The organism is Xanthomonas sp. LF07-6 (assembly GCF_034105445.1).
In the GTDB taxonomy this organism is placed as follows: Bacteria; Pseudomonadota; Gammaproteobacteria; order Xanthomonadales; family Xanthomonadaceae; genus Xanthomonas_A; species Xanthomonas_A sontii.
The window spans coordinates 22,209-37,569 of sequence record NZ_JAXGGI010000002.1 but is presented as its reverse complement, the minus strand read 5'-3'; the positions used below and the strand labels follow the sequence as shown (position 1 = coordinate 37,569).

Sequence of the window (15,361 nt, the reverse complement as noted above, 5' to 3'; positions counted from 1 at the left end):
TCACCTCATGCCTCAGTTCCTGCCGTCGCCCGCGCGGGCGGCGTTGTCGTGCTGCATTCTTGTCAGTCTGTTTCCCGCTTCCGGCCATGCCGAGGCGCCCGATGCCACCACCCTCGACCGGATGCAGGTGACCGCCACCGCGCCGGTCGCGCCGCTGACCTGGACGGTCGATCCGAAGCTGCCGCGGCAGCCGGTGCCGGCCAGCGACGGCGCCGACTATCTGAAGACCGTGCCGGGCTTCGCCGCGATCCGCAATGGCGGCACCAACGGCGATCCGGTGCTGCGCGGCATGTTCGGCTCGCGGCTCAACGTGCTCAGCAACGACGGCACCCTGGTCGGCGCGTGCCCGGCGCGGATGGACAACGCCTTGTCCTACATCGCGCCGGAGACCTTCGACCGGCTCACCATCGTCAAGGGCCCGCAGACCGTGCGCTGGGGGCCCGGCGCCTCCGCCGGCACCGTGCGCTTCGAGCGCGACACCCCGCATTACGCGGCGCCGACGCTGGAAGGCGAGGCCAGCGCGCTGGTCGGGTCCTGGAACCGCAACGACCAGAACCTGGACCTGCGCGGCGGCAACCGCAGCGGTTACGCCCGCGTGGACGCCAACCGTTCCGAGTCCGGCGACTACCGCGATGGCGACGGCGCAGTGGTGCCGTCGCGCTGGCGCAAGTGGAATGCCGACGCCGCGGTCGGCTGGACTCCGGACCCGGACACCGTGCTGGAACTCTCCGCCGGCAGCGGCGACGGCCTGGCCCGCTACGCCGGGCGCAGCATGGACGGCACCCAGTTCCGTCGCACCAGCTACGCCGCGCGCTTCGAGCGCACCGACCTGCCCGGCGCCTGGGAAGCGCTGCGCGCCAACGCCTACGTCAACGACGCCGACCACGTCATGGACAACTACACGTTGCGCCGCCCCAACCCGCAGTCGGCGATGCCGATGCCGATGGCCGCCAACGTGGATCGACGCACCAGCGGCGGGCGCGTGGAATCGGAGTGGCGCTGGGAGCAGGTCGTGGTCCAGGCCGGCGTCGACACCCAGCAAAGCCGCCACCGCGACCGCAGCGCCAGCGGCGAGGGCGCATACCGGACCGTGCCGTGGCGCACCGACGCGCGGTTCGACAATCTTGGCGCCTTCGCCGAGGCGACCTTCGGCGCCGGCACGGCGCAGCGCTGGATCGCCGGCCTGCGCCTGGATCGCGCGCAGGTCGAGGACACCCGGCGCAGCATCGGCATGATGGGCATGCCCAATCCCACTGCCGGACAGACGCGCAGCGAAGACCTGGGCAGCGGTTTTCTGCGCGTGGAGCGCAACCTCTCGGCCGACACCGTCTGGTATGCCGGCCTGGGCCGCAGCGCACGCATGCCGGACTACTGGGAACTGTTCTCTGCCGACATGGGCCCGATGGGCGCGGCCAACGCCTTCGCCGGGCTGCGCCCGGAACGCACCACCCAGCTCGATCTCGGCCTGCAGTACCGCGGCGCGACCGTGCAGGGTTGGGTCTCCGCCTACGCCGGGCGGGTGCAGGACTTCATCCTCTTCACCTATGCCGACGGCGGCATGATGGGCACCAGCACCCGCGTCGACAATGTCGATGCGCGCATCGCCGGCGCCGAGGCGGGACTGGATTGGCAGCCGTTGCACGGCCTGGCCCTCGGCGGCACGCTGGCCTATGCCTGGGGCGAGAACCGCAGCGACGGCACGCCCTTGCCGCAGATGCCGCCGCTGGAATCGCGGCTGCGACTGGAGTGGGAAGGGCAGCGCTGGTCGGCCGGGGCGCTGCTGCGCGCGGTGGCGCGGCAGGGGCGGGTGGCGTTGGACCAGGGCAACGTGGTCGGCCGCGACCTCGGCCGCAGCGCCGGTTTCGCCACGCTGGGGGTGGGCGGCGGCTACCGGGTCAGTGAGGGGCTGCGGCTGAGCGCCGGCATCGACAACGTGTTCGACCGCCGCTACAGCGAACATCTCAACCTGGCCGGCAGCGCCGATTTCGGCTTCCCGGCCGACCCGGTGCGCATCGCCGAACCGGGCCGCAATCTCTGGTTGAAGGGCAACTACCGGTTCTGAGCGATCGGCGCACGCGACGCCCAGGCGGGCGTCGCGTGCGCCGCTCAGCCGTGGCCGATCAGAACCATTCCAGCAGCGAGATGCCGACGCCGACGTAGGTGGCGCGGTGGTTGTAGTCGATCATGCTCTCGCCATAGCCGTCGAACACCTGCACATGGCCGCGCAGCAGGTTGCTGATCGGGAAGCCCCAGTCCAGCTGCACCGCGCCGTGCGAGCGGTCGCCGCCGCGCAGCGAATGCCGTGCCATCAGCGCCACCTCGTGGCCGTTGCGGTTGTAGATCAGGGTCGCGTCGCCGCGGCCCATGTAGTCCTCGATGTCCGGATTGTTGTCCTGCTTGCGGCTCTCCGGGATGCGGTACCAGGGCCGCAGCACCAACGCCCAGTTGTCGCGGTCCAGGCCGATGTTGAGCATCGCCCGGTTCCAACTGCGCGACAGCGGATCGCTGCGGCCGTTGGACTGGTGGGTCAGCTGGATGCCGGTCATCCGTCCCTTCCAGCCGAACAGACTGTAGTTGTTGCGGAACACCAGCATCAGTTCCGGCTCGTAGTTGGTCTCGCGGAACGGCCGCGACTGCTCCGCGTTGTAGACCTGCCAGCGCGAGCTCTGGGTATACGCGCCCCACAGGTCGCCGTTGTCGCCGAAGATGTTCTCCACGATCTTGGTCTTGAAGCTCAGCTGGAACTTCGCCTCCACGCTGTCCAGCGGCTCGGCGGTGGTCACCGTGTTGACCGGGTTCGGCGAGGACGGCAGCTCGTTCTTCTTGCTGGTCCAGAACGCCGGCAGCAGGTACACCGGCTTGTAGGCGCGCAGCTGGAAGGTGCCCAGCTTGGAGTCCTTGGCCAGTTCCCAGCGGCTGTCCAGCAGCGAGCCCTTGCCGGCATTGGCGATGGTGCTGTCGTAGCGGTCCTGCTTGAAGATCGCGGCGGCGCGCTGGCGGGTGCGCTCGGCGACGCCGGCGTCTTCCGGCACGCTGGCGTCCAGCTGTTGCTTCTGGCGTTCGCTGGCAGCCTTTGCCGCGGCATCGGCGGCCTGCGGATCGGCGGTGCGGCGCGACAACGCCTGGTCGTAGCAGGCCAGGCGGGCGGCGTCGCTGGAAATCGCCACGCAGGCTTCCGGCGAGGCGGGGGTGGGCAGGACTTCCTGCGCGTGCGCAAGCGGCACGGCCGCGATCGACAGCAGCAACAGGGGACGGACCTGACGATGGGACATGCGGTTCTCGCTGCAACGGGCGGCGCGGGCGGGTGGTGCGCTGCCGGGGTGAATGGCCGGCAGGGAAAATACAGGAAGTGACGACAACAGGGTCATCACACGTTCATGCTGCCGCCGCGACGCCGGCTTCAGGCGTGCTGCGTCAGAGCAGCCAGGCCACCGCGAACGCCGCGAGCATCGCCAGGGCCAGGCCGAGCTTGGCGGCGGTGCCCAGGACGATGCCCAGCCAGGTGCCGACGCCGACGCGGGTCGCCTGGCGCAGCTCGCGGCCGTGCCAGTACTCCCCGACCAGGGCACCGACGAAGGGGCCGACGAACAGCCCGATCGGCATGAAGAACATGCCGGCGATCCCGCCCAGCACCGATCCCCACAGCGCCTTGCGGCTGGCGCCGACGCGCTGCGCACCGAACGCGGTGGCCAGCAGGTCGACCAGCAGCGACAGCGCGGTGAGCACGCCCAGCACGGTCAGCGTCGGCCAGCCGAGCCGCTGGAAGCCGTCGGCCCAGGCCGCCAGCAGCATCCCGGCGAACATCAGCGGGGTGCCGGGCAGGGCCGGCAGCAGCACCCCTGCCAGCCCGACCAGAACCAGGAGACCGGCACAGACGTAATAGATGAACGCAGGGTCCACGTGGCTCACCGCGGGGGAGATTTGGGGGTTGACAGATGGGGTCTTTTTGCTGATTGCATTTTCATTTTGACCGGGGTAAGTTGCAGCCGCTGCGTTTGCAAAGGTCACCGTGAATCGTGGCCTGATGCGGTAGATCCACCGATCCGCTACATCGTTATACCTCGCTTCCTCCTTGCAACCAGCCGCCGCACCCCACGGCGTACCCACCCCTGAGACGTGTTCCAAGGAGTAAGTCGATCATGAACGGCACTGGCAATCGCGAAAACGGCACCGTGAAGTGGTTCAACGATGCCAAGGGTTTCGGTTTCATCAGCCGCGAAAACGGCGAGGACGTGTTCGTGCACTTCCGGGCGATCCAGACCCAGGGCTTCAAGAGCCTGAAGGAAGGCCAGAAGGTCAGCTTCACCGTGGTGCAGGGCCAGAAGGGCCTGCAGGCCGACGCGGTGCAGCCGCTCTGAGGCGCTGTCGCGCGCGGCGCCGCGCGCAGCAAAAAGGCCCGCGCTGCGGGCCTTTTTGCGTTTCGGGGCAGCTCGCCGAGGCCGATCAGCGCGGCACCACGCGCCCGTTGACCACGCGCACGTAGGTGTTCTCGCGCACCCCGGCCAGGTCGCGCTGGTTGACCACGATCACCCGGCCGTCGTCCATCTGCACATGCACGTCGTAGGTGTCGCTGGTGACGTTCTTCTGGATCTGGTTGCCGGCCAGCGCGCCAGCCGCCGCGCCGGCCACCGCCGACACGTTCTGGTTGCCCTTGCTGCCGCCGGTGTGGTCGGAAATCTCGTGGCCGGCGACCGCGCCGACGATGCCGCCCAGGATCGCGCCCGTGGCCGACGGCGCGGTGCGGCCGGACGGTACGGTGTCGATGCGGGTGACGATGCCGCAGTCGGCGCAGCGGGTCTGCGTGTAACCGCCGCGCGCCGGCTGGCTGTAGCCGCCGCCGTAACCGCCGCCATAGCCCGGGGACGTGGCGCAGCCTGCCAGCGCCAGGGTCGCCACGGCAGCGGTGGCCATCAGTTGAATCTTCATGGGTGCTCTCCTCGACAGTGATGGAGCGCGGCGGCAGCGCCGCGTTCGCACGCATCCTGTCCACCCCTGCGTGAATGAAACGCCAACCCTGGCAGGTGCCGTTCAGCCTCGCGCCGGCTTGCGTCAGCGGCAATTCATCGATACGCGCACTGGCACATGTGCGCTGAAGCCACGCCGACAGCGCAGCGAGGCCTGCGTCGGTCCGTCAGCGAAACCCCTGCAGCAAGCTCGGCGCCGCTCTCAGCGAACGCTCAGCGGAAATCGCGGTGGCAGGCGTCGCAGCGTTCGTCGATCTGCTGGCGCGCCTGCGCCAGCGCGGCGCAGTCGGCCGGCGGCTGTGCCAGCGCCGCGTCCACACCGGCGCGCAGCGCATCGGCGTGCTCGCGGAAGCGGCTGTCGTCGGCCAGGTCGGGAAACGCCGTGCCCAGTTCGTCGCCGAGCAGGCGCAGCGTGCGCAGCCGCGCCTGCGGACCCGCGCCGCTGCATTGCCGGTGCGCGGTGTCGCGTTCGAGCAGCGTCAGTTGCTTGCCCATCACCTGCATCAGGCTGCGCGGGAACGGATCCTGCCGCGCCTGCACCGCGCGCAGCGCCATCACCGTCAGCACCAGGCCGAGCAACAGGCCGGCCAGCAGCACGAACAGATAGCGTGAGGTGGAGGCGGGCGGGGATGAGGGCGGCTTGGCCATGGCAGGCATGCGCAGCGGGATGGAGTGCCGATGGTACGCCTGCTGCAAGGCGGCGCGCGGACGCCAGGCGCGAATCCCCAATCCCCAATCCCCCAATCCCGGCTCCCCAGGCAATCCCCTAAAATGCGCGGATGAACGAACAATGGCGCGAACGCTTCGCCGGCATCGACCGGCTCTACGGGCAAGGCACGATCGCGCGGCTGGCGCAGTGCCGGGTGGCGGTGGTGGGCATGGGCGGGGTCGGCTCGTGGGTGGTCGAGGCGCTGGCGCGCTCGGCCGTCGGGCATCTGACCCTGATCGACGCCGACGACATCTGCGTGTCCAACACCAACCGGCAACTGCCGGCACTGGCCGGGCAGTACGGGCGCAACAAGGCGGTGGCGATGGCCGAGCGCTGCGTGGCGATCAATCCGCAGATCGAGGCGGTGGCGGTCGAGGCCTTCCTCACCCCGACCAACATCGCCGACTTGCTCGATGCCGGCTTCGACCTGGTGATCGATGCCTGCGACAGCTTTCGGGTCAAGGTCGAGACCATCGCCTGGTGCCGGCGGCGCAAGCTGCCGCTGCTGACCGTGGGCTCGGCCGGCGGGCGCACCGATCCGACCCTGGTGCGGATCCGCGACGTGTCGCGCACCGAGCACGACGCCATGCTGGCGCTGATCCGCAAGAAGCTGCGCAGCGAATTCAATTTCCCCAAGAACCCGCAGCGCTATTTCGGCGTGCCGGCGGTGTACTCGCTGGAGAACGTGCGCTATCCGCAGGCCGATGGCAGCGTCTGCGGACTGCGGCCGGTGCTGGGGCCGGATGCAGCCTTGAACCTGGACTGCGGCGCCGGGCTGGGCGCGGCCACCCACATCACCGGTGCGTTCGCCTTCGCCGCGGTCGGCAAGGCGCTGGAGATGCTGTTGAAGCGCGTGGTGGCGCGCGAGGCGGCGGCCGCCTAGCGCGCGCTGGACGGCGGCGGCGCGTCCGGGGCGCGCGTGGCCGCGCCGCTCATCAGGTTGCGCTCGGTGCCGGCCTGCAGGAAGGCCAGCCGTTCCAGGTCGTGCGCCGGCTGCGGCCGGCCGAACAGGAAGCCCTGGAAGTGCCGGCAACCCATGGCCGAGAGCATCTCGCACTGCTGCGCATCCTCGATGCCTTCGGCCAGCGCGACCATGCCCATCACCTCCGAGATCTCCACGATCTTGGCCAGCAGGCGCCGCGAGGACTCGTCGGCCTTGGCGTCGTTGACGAACTGCCGGTCGATCTTCAGCTTGGTGACCGGTAGCGTCCTGAGCATGGCCAGCGACGAGAAGCCGGTGCCGAAATCGTCCAGCGCCCAGCCGATGCCGAACGCCTTGAGTTCGTGCATCTTGGCGCGCACCCCGGCGGTGTCCACGTACAGCGCCGATTCGGTCAGCTCGAATTCCAGCGATGCCGGCGCCACGCCCTCGCTGGTGATCACCTGCTTCACCGACGCCACGAAGTTGGGATCGAGCAACTGCACCGGGCTGACGTTCACCGCGACCACCAGCGCACGCAGATCCTGCTCGTGCGACCAGCGCCGCAGCGTGCTGCAGGCCTGACGCAGCACTTCCAGTCCCACGTCCCGGATCAGCTGGCTTTCTTCGGCCAGCGGGATGAACTTGTCCGGGGTCAGCAGCTTGCCGCTGGGATGGCGCCAGCGCACCAGCGCCTCGGCGCCGAGCATGCTGCCGTTCGCGCTCACCTGCGGCTGGTACAGCACCTCGATCTCGCCGTTGCCGACTGCACGCGCCAGTTCCCGCTCCAGCGAAATGCGCGCGTTCACGTCGTTGCGGTAGATGTGCAGGATCGCCGCGAGCAGGCCGGCCGCGCAGGCCATGTTGGAGATCGCGCCGAGCCGGCGCATCCCCGGCGGCGGCGAGGACGCTGGCGCCAGCCAGTCCAGTTCGCCCGAACCGAACGCGACGAAGGCGCCCAGGCACGCCAGCGGGAACACCAGCGCGCGGTAGCGGCGGCTGCGGTCGAACACGAACAGCGCGCCGGCCGCCAGCGGCAGGAAGAAGGTGTGCACCGAGCGCGGCACCGTGCCGATCGGCGCATCGATGAACGAGATCACCAGCACCACCACGAACACGCCATGCGCCACCAGCGACAACGAGGCCTCGTCGCAATGGCGGCGGCGGCACAGCGCGAGCAGGCCGACCGCCGTGAGCCCGACGAAGGCGAGCGCCAGTTCCGGCCGGCCGTAGTACAGGTAGCACACGGTCCACAAGGCGCCGAGCGTGGTGCACGAGACCCCGGCCAGGGTCAGGGTGCTGCGCATCTTGCGGCTGCGATTGCTGTCGCGGAATTTCAGGGAGACCCAGCTTTCGCCGTTGGAGACGTGTTTCTCCGAACTCGCGGCGCTTTTCATCGTCGTGGCGCTCGCATGCGCGATGGCTCCGCTCGCGCCGGGGCGGCCGCGGAGGAGGCGATCGCACGCGTGCGCCGCGCGCTGTGGAGAAGCGGGTAGGGGATACGGCTTGCCGGTTGTTTCACGCCAGGATGATCCGATCTGCCAGAACGCGTGCCATCGAGCCGGCCGCCGAGCCTTGTGCTGAGAGCGAACGGGTTCACACTCCGGTGCCTGGCGGACAAAAGATCCGCTCGCCGTTCAGCGCGGTGCACAGTAGCAGAAGCCAGCAGGCGGAAACCCTGTCGAAAGACCGTGATCCGGTAGCCCAGTTCACAGTTTCGTACGAAAGATGCGCGGCAAGCGACGTTCGCGCGGATCGCTGCAGCGCGGAGCTGCGCGTTGGCCAGCGTGCCTGCGTGCCGAGCGGCGCTTGCGCGGGGCGCCACCACGCTGGCGAGCGGTGCGCGCTGTGTCTGCGGGACAGTCCTGCGTCAGCCCGGCGCGGCTGTGTCGGGAAGCACGTCGGGCAGGCCGAACAGCCGCCGCGCGTTGGCCGTGGTCTGCGCGGCGATGGAGGCGGCAGGTGCGTCGCGCAGCGCGGCGATGGTGTCCAGCACCGTGCGCAGCCGTGCCGGTTCGTTGCGCTGGCCGCGGATCGCGGCATCGGGCTGGTCCGGCGCATCGGTTTCCAGCAGCAGTTGTTGCAACGGCACCGTGGCGGCGAGCCGGCGCAGGCGCTGCGCCCGTGCGTAGGTGACCGGCCCGCCCAGGCCGATCAGGAAATCCAGCGACTGCAACTGTGCCGCCTGCTCGGCGCTGCCGGCGAAACTGTGCACCACGCCACGCAGGCGCCCGACCTTGCGGATCGCCAGGATCACCGCGTCCACCGCGCGCCGCGCATGCACGATCACCGGCAGGTCGAACTCTCGTGCCAGTTGCAGCTGGCCGGCGAAGTAGCGCTGCTGGTCGGCTTCGTCCAAGCCTTCGACGAAGAAGTCCAGGCCGCATTCGCCGATCGCGCAGGGACGCTCGCGTTCGATCCACTCGCCGAGCAAGGCCAGGTGCTCGGGCCGGTGCTCGGCCAGAAACAGCGGATGCAGGCCATACGCCGGATACAGGCCGGGCGCGGCCGCGCAGACCGCACGCAGCTTCGCCCAGGACGCCGCGGTCACCGCCGGCACCACCTGCGCCTGCACGCCCGCCGCCTGCGCGCGCGCGATCACCGCGTCGCGGTCCGGATCGAACTCTTCCGCGTCCAGGTGGCAGTGGCTGTCGATCAACGGCATCGGCGCTCAGCGGCGCACGCGTTGCGCGGTCGAGTTCAGCGGCTCGGTGGCCGGCGCCGGGGTGCGGGTCTTCCAGTTGGCCAGCAGCAGGGTGCCCAGGCCGAACACGATCTCGTCGATGAAGGGCACCGGATCGGGCAGCAGCACGCTCAGCACGAACAGCCCGGCGGTGATCTTGAACAGCGTCGGGTAGCGCAATTTGCCCGCCCAGCGCAGCAGCGGATAGACGATCGGGTTGGGCATGTCAGGTGCTCCGGGGCAGCGGTGGAAACGCTAACAGCTTTGATATGGCGACGTTCCGGGGGCGTTACCAGTCGCGTGTACGCCGCGTTACTGAATAGGGAGCGGATCGGTTCAGCTTCGGCATGGTAATCACAGCACCGTAGACAACGCGGTCAGCCCGCAGGAGAGCACACATGAAAAGCACTACGACAACCGTTCTGGTCGCGGCTGGCGCCTTGCTGGTCGGCGGCGTCGCCACCGCGGCCTTCATGAACAATCGTGACAAACCGGTGGACGTCGCCAGCAGCGACGTGCGCCCGGCCCTGGACAATACCCGCGGCGACAGCGCGATGGACAACAGCGTCGGCGGCAAGCTCGAGTACGCCGACGTGGTCCGGGTCGACCCGATCACCCAGAAGCAGCAGCGCTACGCCGAGGTGATCGGCACCGAGCCGCTGCGCCAGACCTCCACCACCACCACGCCGCGTCAGGTGTGCAACGACGTGGTGGTGCAGGAGCGCCTGCCCGAGCGCGACGGCAATGTCGGCGGCACCGTGGTTGGCGCGGTGGTCGGCGGCCTGCTCGGCAACCAGATCGGCCATGGCAACGGCCGCAAGGCCGCGACCGCGGCCGGCGCGGTGGCCGGTGGCTTCATCGGCAACCGCATCGACCAGAACCATGTCGGCGGTCGCGTGGTCGACCGCACCGAGCGCCAGTGCCACACCGAGAACAGCACCGCGCAGTCCTCGACCATCACCGGCTACAACGTGACCTACCGTAACGACGACGGCACCACCGGCACCATGCGCATGGACAGCAAGCCGGGCAGCCGCATCGCCATGGGCACGCAGGACGTGGTCAAGGGCTACGACGTGACCTACCGTTACGACGGCCAGGAAAAGACCGTGCGCATGGACGACCGCCCGAACAGCGACCGCCTGCCGGTGCTGGACGGCCGCCTGGTCACCCAGACCGCCTCGGCCGGCGACGTCGCCGTCAGCCAGCGCTGAGTCGCAGCGCGGTTGCACCTCCGAAGGCCGGCGCGTGCGCCGGCCTTCGTCTATCTGCGGGCGGCGGCGCGGGCGGGACCGATACAATGCGGTTTTCGCCGTGGATGCCGCCATGCCCCTGCCTTGCGACGACCTGTTCAACGTAGCCGCGCTGCTCAGCGAGGAGGAGCGCGCGATCCAGCAGGCGGTGGCGCGCTTCGTCGATGCCAAGGTGTTGCCGGTGATCGGCGACGCCTTCGACCAGGCGCGGTTCCCGCGCGAACTGGTGCCGGAACTTGCGCAACTGGGGCTGCTCGGCGCCAGCCTGCCGGCCGGGCAGGGCGGTGGCGGCCTCAACGCGGTCTGCTACGGCCTGATCTGTCAGGAACTGGAGCGCGGCGACAGCGGCCTGCGCAGTTTTGTCAGTGTGCAGTCCTCGCTGTGCATGTACCCGATCCATGCCTATGGCAGCGACGCGCAACGCCAGCGCTGGCTGCCGGCGATGGCCGCCGGCACGGCGATCGGCTGCTTCGGCCTGACCGAGTCCCAGGGCGGCTCCGACCCGGCGGCGATGCAGACCCATGCGGTGCGCGACGGCGACGGTTGGCGCCTGAGCGGCAGCAAGATGTGGATCACCAACGGCAGCATCGCCGACGTGGCGATCGTGTGGGCGCAGACCGACGACGGCATCCAGGGTTTCCTGGTCGAGGCCGGCACCCCGGGCTTCGGCACCCAGGACATCGCGCACAAGATGAGCCTGCGCGCCTCGGTGACCTCGGCGCTGTTCTTCGACGACGTGCGCCTGCCCGACAGCCAGCGCCTGCCCGGCGTGCGCGGTCTGAAGGGGCCGCTGGGCTGCCTGACCCAGGCCCGCTACGGCATCAGCTGGGGCGCGATCGGCGCGGCCATCGCCTGCCTGCGCGAGGCGCTGGCCTATGCCGGCGAGCGCATGCTGTTCGGGCGGCCGCTGGCGGCGACGCAGAGCGCGCAGATCAAGCTGGCCGACATGGCACGGCGCATCGCCAGCGCGCAGTTGCTGGCGCTGCAACTGGGCCGGCTCAAGGACGCCGGCACGCTGCAGCCGGCGCAGGTGTCGCTGGCCAAGTGGAACAACGTGCGCATGGCCCTGGACATCGCCCGCGAATGCCGCGACCTGCTCGGCGGCGCCGGCATCACCACCGACTACGGTGCGATCCGGCATGCGCTGAACCTGGAATCGGTGATCACCTACGAGGGCACCGAGACCGTGCACCAACTGGTGGTCGGCCGCGAACTGACCGGCATCAATGCGTTTTGAATCCAAGGCCCGCGGCCGGCTGCGTGCCTGTTCACAGGAGAACCGACGATGAGCGTCTTCGATGTGCGCGTGGAAACCGAGCGCCTGGTGCTGCGCCCGCCCACTGCAGAGGATTTCGCGGCGTTCTGCGCCTTTTCCGCCGACGCCGAGACCATGCATCACCTTGGCGGCGTGCAGGCGCCATCGGTGGTCTGGCGCAGCCTGACCTCGCTGGTCGGCAGCTGGCAGCTGCAGGGCTTTGCGATGTTCTCGGTGATCGAGAAGCGCAGCGGGCAGTGGATCGGCCGGGTCGGTCCCTGGCAGCCGCACGGCTGGCCGGGTCCGGAGGTCGGCTGGGGCATCGCCCGCGCGTTCTGGGGCCAGGGCTATGCGCCGGAGGCGGCCACGGCGTCGATCGATTGGGCGTTCGCGCAATTGGGCTGGGCCGAGGTGATCCACACCATCGTGCCCGACAACGCCAACTCCAAGGCGGTGGCGGCCAAGCTCGGGTCGCGCTACCAGCGCCAGGATCGCCTGCCCGAGCCGCTGCAGGCATTCGAGGTGGAAGTGTGGGGGCAGTCGCGCGCGCAGTGGCAGGCGCGGGGCTGAGCCACGACGACGGCAGCATTCGACACAGGAGCGGCGCATGGCATCCGAACGTTTTCCCCTGACCGTGTACGGCATGGCGCTGTCCGGCAATTGCTACAAGGTGCGGCTGTTGCTGGACCAGCTTGGCTGCGGCTACCGCTGGGTCGAGGTCGACAGCGCCAACGGCCAGACCCGCACCCCGGCGTTCCTGGCCAAGAATCCCAACGGCAAGGTGCCGCTGCTGGAACGCGAGGACGGGCGCGTGCTGGCCGAATCCAACGCCATCCTGTGCTGGCTGGCCGAGGGCACCGGCTATCTGCCCGCCGATCCCTGGCAGCGCGCGCAGGCGCTGAGCTGGCTGTTCTTCGAGCAGTACAGCCACGAACCCTATGTGGCGGTGGCGCGCTTCGTCTGCGGCTGGACGCCGCCCGACTCGCCGCGCCGTGCCGAACTGCCGCGCCTGCGCGAGGGCGCGCTGCGGGCGCTGGCGGTGATGGAGCAGCATCTGCAGGCGCAGGCCTGGTTCACCGGGCCGGCCTACGGCATCGCCGATATCGCGTTGTTCGCCTATACGCATTGCGCCGGAGATGCCGGCATCGCGCTGACCCAGTATCCGGCACTGTGCGACTGGCTGCAGCGGGTGCGCGCGACGCCGGGTTTCGTGGCGCTGCCGCCGCTGCCGGAGGACGTGCAGGCACGCCTGGCGCAGACCGGGACGTCAACGGCGTTCACCTGACTGCCGCGCGCCGGCGGCTAGCCTGCAGGTCCATTCGGTCAGGAGTAACGCCATGAGCCAGTACCGCATCGCCGTGTTCGTCGGCAGCCTGCGCAAGGAATCGTTCAACCGGCGCCTGGCGCACGCGCTGGAGCGACTTGCGGGCGACCGCGCCCGTTTCGAGTACGTCGAGATCGGCGACCTGCCGCTGTACAACCAGGACCACGACCACGACTATCCGGCGCAGGGCCGGCGCCTGAAGACGCAGGTCAGCGGCGCCGACGCGGTGCTGTTCGTCACCCCCGAATACAACCGTTCCATCCCCGGTGTGCTCAAGAACGCCATCGACCTGGGCTCGCGGCCGTACGGCGAGAGCGCCTTCGCCGGCAAGCCGGCGGCGGTGTGCGGGACCTCGCCGGGGGCGATCGGCACCGCCCTGGCGCAGCAGCACCTGCGCAACGTGCTGGCTTACCTGGACATGCCGGTGCTGGGGCAGCCGGAGATCTTTCTGCAGTTCAGGGAGGGCCTGATCGCCGAGGATGGCGCGATCGACGACGAGCGCACGCGCAAGTTCCTCGCCGGCTTCGTCGACAAGTTCATCGCCTGGATCGACGAACTGCAGGCCTGAAGCGCCACCGCGGCGCGTGCCGTGGTGCGCGGATGGGGCAGGGCGGGCCTTGTGCGACGCGGTCTCGGCGAGGTTCTCAACCGCTTGTCCCCAGACTTGTCCCCAGCCTCTGGCGAGGCGTGGCGACGCAGGTGCCCCCGCTCAGGCAGGCGCCCTGTGTTGAGCGTCGCCCTAGCCCCGGCCGGGCGCGGCGACTAAAATCGGCGCCCGGGCCGCGGTGAGGCCGCGCCCGGCGCCCGCGCCCCACAGAGAAGACCCAGCCTATGTCCGCCCGTCCCGGCTACCGCGGCGATCGCAAAAGCGAGCGCAGCGAACGCAGCGAGCCGCGTCTCGACCAGTTGCGCGTGCCGCCGCACTCGATCGAGGCCGAACAGGCCGTGCTCGGCGGCCTGATGCTGGCGCCGGACGCCTACGACCGGGTCAACGACCAGCTCACCGAGAACGACTTCTACCGGCGCGATCACCAGTTGATCTACCGCGCGATCCGCGAGCTGGCCGAAAAGGGGCGCCCGTTCGACGCGGTGACCCTGGGCGAGTGGTTCGAATCGCAAGGCAAGCTGGAGATGGTCGGCGACGGCGCCTACCTGATCGAACTGGCCAGCACCACGCCCTCGGCCGCCAACATCGTCGCCTACGCCGAGATCGTCCGCGACAAGGCGGTGCTGCGGCAGTTGATCGAGGTCGGTACCACCATCGTCAACGACGGCTTCCAGCCGGAAGGGCGCGAGAGTTCGGAACTGCTGGCGTCGGCGGAAAAGGCGGTGTTCCAGATCGCCGAGGCCGGTGCGCGCGGGCGCAGCGACTTCGTGGCGATGCCCGGCGCGTTGAAGGACGCGTTCGAGGAACTGCGCAACCGCTTCGAGAACGGCGGCAACATCACCGGCCTGCCGACCGGCTACAACGACTTCGACGCGATGACCGCCGGCCTGCAGCCGACCGACCTGATCATCCTCGCCGCGCGTCCGGCGATGGGCAAGACCACCTTCGCGCTGAACATCGCCGAGTACGCGGCGATCAAGTCGAAGAAGGCGGTGGCGGTATTCTCGATGGAAATGTCCGCCTCGCAGCTGGCGATGCGCCTGATCTCCTCCAACGGCCGCATCAACGCGCAGCGCCTGCGCACCGGCCAGCTCGAGGACGAGGACTGGGCGCGGGTCACCGGCGCGATCAAGATGCTCAAGGAGACCAAGATCTTCATCGACGACACGCCGGGCGTGTCGCCGGAAGTGCTGCGCTCCAAGGCGCGCCGGCTCAAGCGCGAGCACGACCTGGGCCTGATCGTGATCGACTACCTGCAGCTGATGTCGGTGCCCGGCAACAGCGAGAACCGCGCCACCGAGATCTCGGAGATCTCGCGCTCGCTCAAGGGCCTGGCCAAGGAGTTGGGGGTGCCGGTGATCGCGCTGTCGCAGCTCAACCGCTCGTTGGAAACCCGCACCGACAAGCGCCCGGTGATGGCCGACCTGCGCGAATCGGGCGCGATCGAGCAGGACGCGGACATGATCGTGTTCATCTACCGCGACGACTACTACAACAAGGAAAATTCGCCGGACAAGGGCCTGGCCGAAATCATCATCGGCAAGCACCGCGGCGGCCCGACCGGATCGTGCAAGCTCAAGTTCTTCGGCGAATACACCCGCTTCGACAATCTCGCCCACGACTCGGTGGGCGCGTTCGAGTAAGCCT

The 15,361-nt window shown here is 69.4% G+C and carries 16 protein-coding genes; 9 read left to right on the top strand and 7 right to left on the bottom strand.

Annotated elements, in window-relative coordinates; translation table 11 throughout:
* The first annotated feature begins 7 nt into the window (after nt 1-7).
* A complete protein-coding gene (locus SLW56_RS04690; RefSeq protein ID WP_320694411.1) occupies nt 8-2,062 on the top strand; it encodes a TonB-dependent copper receptor in 2,055 nt (684 codons plus the stop codon).
* A gap of 58 nt (nt 2,063-2,120) precedes the next feature.
* Here SLW56_RS04690 and SLW56_RS04685 read toward each other — a convergent pair whose 3' ends face one another.
* Together SLW56_RS04685 and SLW56_RS04680 are read right to left on the bottom strand one after the other, a co-directional pair.
* A complete protein-coding gene (locus SLW56_RS04685; protein WP_026143478.1) occupies nt 2,121-3,272 on the bottom strand; it encodes a phospholipase A in 1,152 nt (383 codons plus the stop codon).
* Between the two features lie 142 nt (nt 3,273-3,414).
* Nucleotides 3,415-3,900 carry a DUF456 domain-containing protein gene (locus SLW56_RS04680; RefSeq protein WP_267106883.1) on the bottom strand — a complete coding sequence of 162 codons (486 nt, stop codon included), beginning with the start codon at nt 3,898-3,900 and terminating at the stop codon, nt 3,415-3,417.
* Between the two features lie 239 nt (nt 3,901-4,139).
* Here SLW56_RS04680 and SLW56_RS04675 point away from each other — a divergent pair, with 239 nt between their 5' ends.
* Nucleotides 4,140-4,358 (top strand): cold-shock protein, encoded by a 219-nt coding sequence (locus SLW56_RS04675; RefSeq protein WP_017909030.1) that lies wholly within the window; start codon nt 4,140-4,142, stop codon nt 4,356-4,358.
* An 85-nt stretch (nt 4,359-4,443) separates the two neighbouring features.
* Here SLW56_RS04675 and SLW56_RS04670 read toward each other — a convergent pair whose 3' ends face one another.
* Together SLW56_RS04670 and SLW56_RS04665 are read right to left on the bottom strand one after the other, a co-directional pair.
* Nucleotides 4,444-4,926 carry a glycine zipper 2TM domain-containing protein gene (locus SLW56_RS04670; protein WP_017912805.1) on the bottom strand — a complete coding sequence of 161 codons (483 nt, stop codon included), beginning with the start codon at nt 4,924-4,926 and terminating at the stop codon, nt 4,444-4,446.
* A gap of 251 nt (nt 4,927-5,177) precedes the next feature.
* Nucleotides 5,178-5,612, bottom strand: a complete 435-nt coding sequence (locus SLW56_RS04665) for a hypothetical protein (RefSeq protein WP_267092413.1) — start codon at nt 5,610-5,612, stop codon at nt 5,178-5,180.
* Nucleotides 5,613-5,743: 131 nt separating this feature from the next.
* On the opposite strand from SLW56_RS04665, the gene SLW56_RS04660 reads away from it, so the two are divergent.
* Entirely contained in the window at nt 5,744-6,556 is an 813-nt protein-coding gene (locus tag SLW56_RS04660; protein WP_267083293.1) for a tRNA threonylcarbamoyladenosine dehydratase, read from the top strand.
* On the opposite strand, the gene SLW56_RS04655 is transcribed toward SLW56_RS04660, so the two are convergent.
* From SLW56_RS04655 to SLW56_RS04645, 3 genes are all read right to left on the bottom strand, one after another.
* The gene (locus SLW56_RS04655) at nt 6,553-7,989 is read right to left on the bottom strand and encodes an EAL domain-containing protein (protein ID WP_320694410.1); all 1,437 of its coding nucleotides are present in this window, start codon (nt 7,987-7,989) and stop codon (nt 6,553-6,555) included. The genes SLW56_RS04660 and SLW56_RS04655 overlap by 4 nt on opposite strands.
* Before the next feature lie 473 nt (nt 7,990-8,462).
* Nucleotides 8,463-9,257: a TatD family hydrolase gene (locus tag SLW56_RS04650; protein ID WP_320694409.1), complete on the bottom strand. Its 795-nt coding sequence runs from the start codon at nt 9,255-9,257 to the stop codon at nt 8,463-8,465.
* 6 nt (nt 9,258-9,263) lie between these two features.
* Nucleotides 9,264-9,500, bottom strand: coding sequence for a DUF6116 family protein (locus SLW56_RS04645; RefSeq protein WP_017912800.1), 237 nt, complete (start codon nt 9,498-9,500; stop codon nt 9,264-9,266).
* Nucleotides 9,501-9,673: 173 nt separating this feature from the next.
* Here SLW56_RS04645 and SLW56_RS04640 point away from each other — a divergent pair, with 173 nt between their 5' ends.
* The 6 genes from SLW56_RS04640 to SLW56_RS04615 all read left to right on the top strand — a co-directional run bounded on the left by SLW56_RS04640 (nt 9,674) and on the right by SLW56_RS04615 (nt 15,357).
* A complete protein-coding gene (locus SLW56_RS04640; protein ID WP_152235813.1) occupies nt 9,674-10,489 on the top strand; it encodes a glycine zipper 2TM domain-containing protein in 816 nt (271 codons plus the stop codon).
* Nucleotides 10,490-10,589: 100 nt separating this feature from the next.
* Nucleotides 10,590-11,765, top strand: coding sequence for an acyl-CoA dehydrogenase family protein (locus tag SLW56_RS04635; RefSeq protein ID WP_193312540.1), 1,176 nt, complete (start codon nt 10,590-10,592; stop codon nt 11,763-11,765).
* A gap of 48 nt (nt 11,766-11,813) precedes the next feature.
* The gene (locus tag SLW56_RS04630; RefSeq protein WP_152235811.1) at nt 11,814-12,353 is read left to right on the top strand and encodes a GNAT family N-acetyltransferase; all 540 of its coding nucleotides are present in this window, start codon (nt 11,814-11,816) and stop codon (nt 12,351-12,353) included.
* Nucleotides 12,354-12,390: 37 nt separating this feature from the next.
* Entirely contained in the window at nt 12,391-13,068 is a 678-nt protein-coding gene (locus SLW56_RS04625; protein ID WP_017912796.1) for a glutathione S-transferase family protein, read from the top strand.
* 52 nt (nt 13,069-13,120) lie between these two features.
* Nucleotides 13,121-13,675 carry an NADPH-dependent FMN reductase gene (locus tag SLW56_RS04620; protein ID WP_267122403.1) on the top strand — a complete coding sequence of 185 codons (555 nt, stop codon included), beginning with the start codon at nt 13,121-13,123 and terminating at the stop codon, nt 13,673-13,675.
* A 263-nt stretch (nt 13,676-13,938) separates the two neighbouring features.
* Nucleotides 13,939-15,357, top strand: coding sequence for a replicative DNA helicase (locus SLW56_RS04615; RefSeq protein WP_017909018.1), 1,419 nt, complete (start codon nt 13,939-13,941; stop codon nt 15,355-15,357).
* Nucleotides 15,358-15,361: the final 4 nt, after the last annotated feature.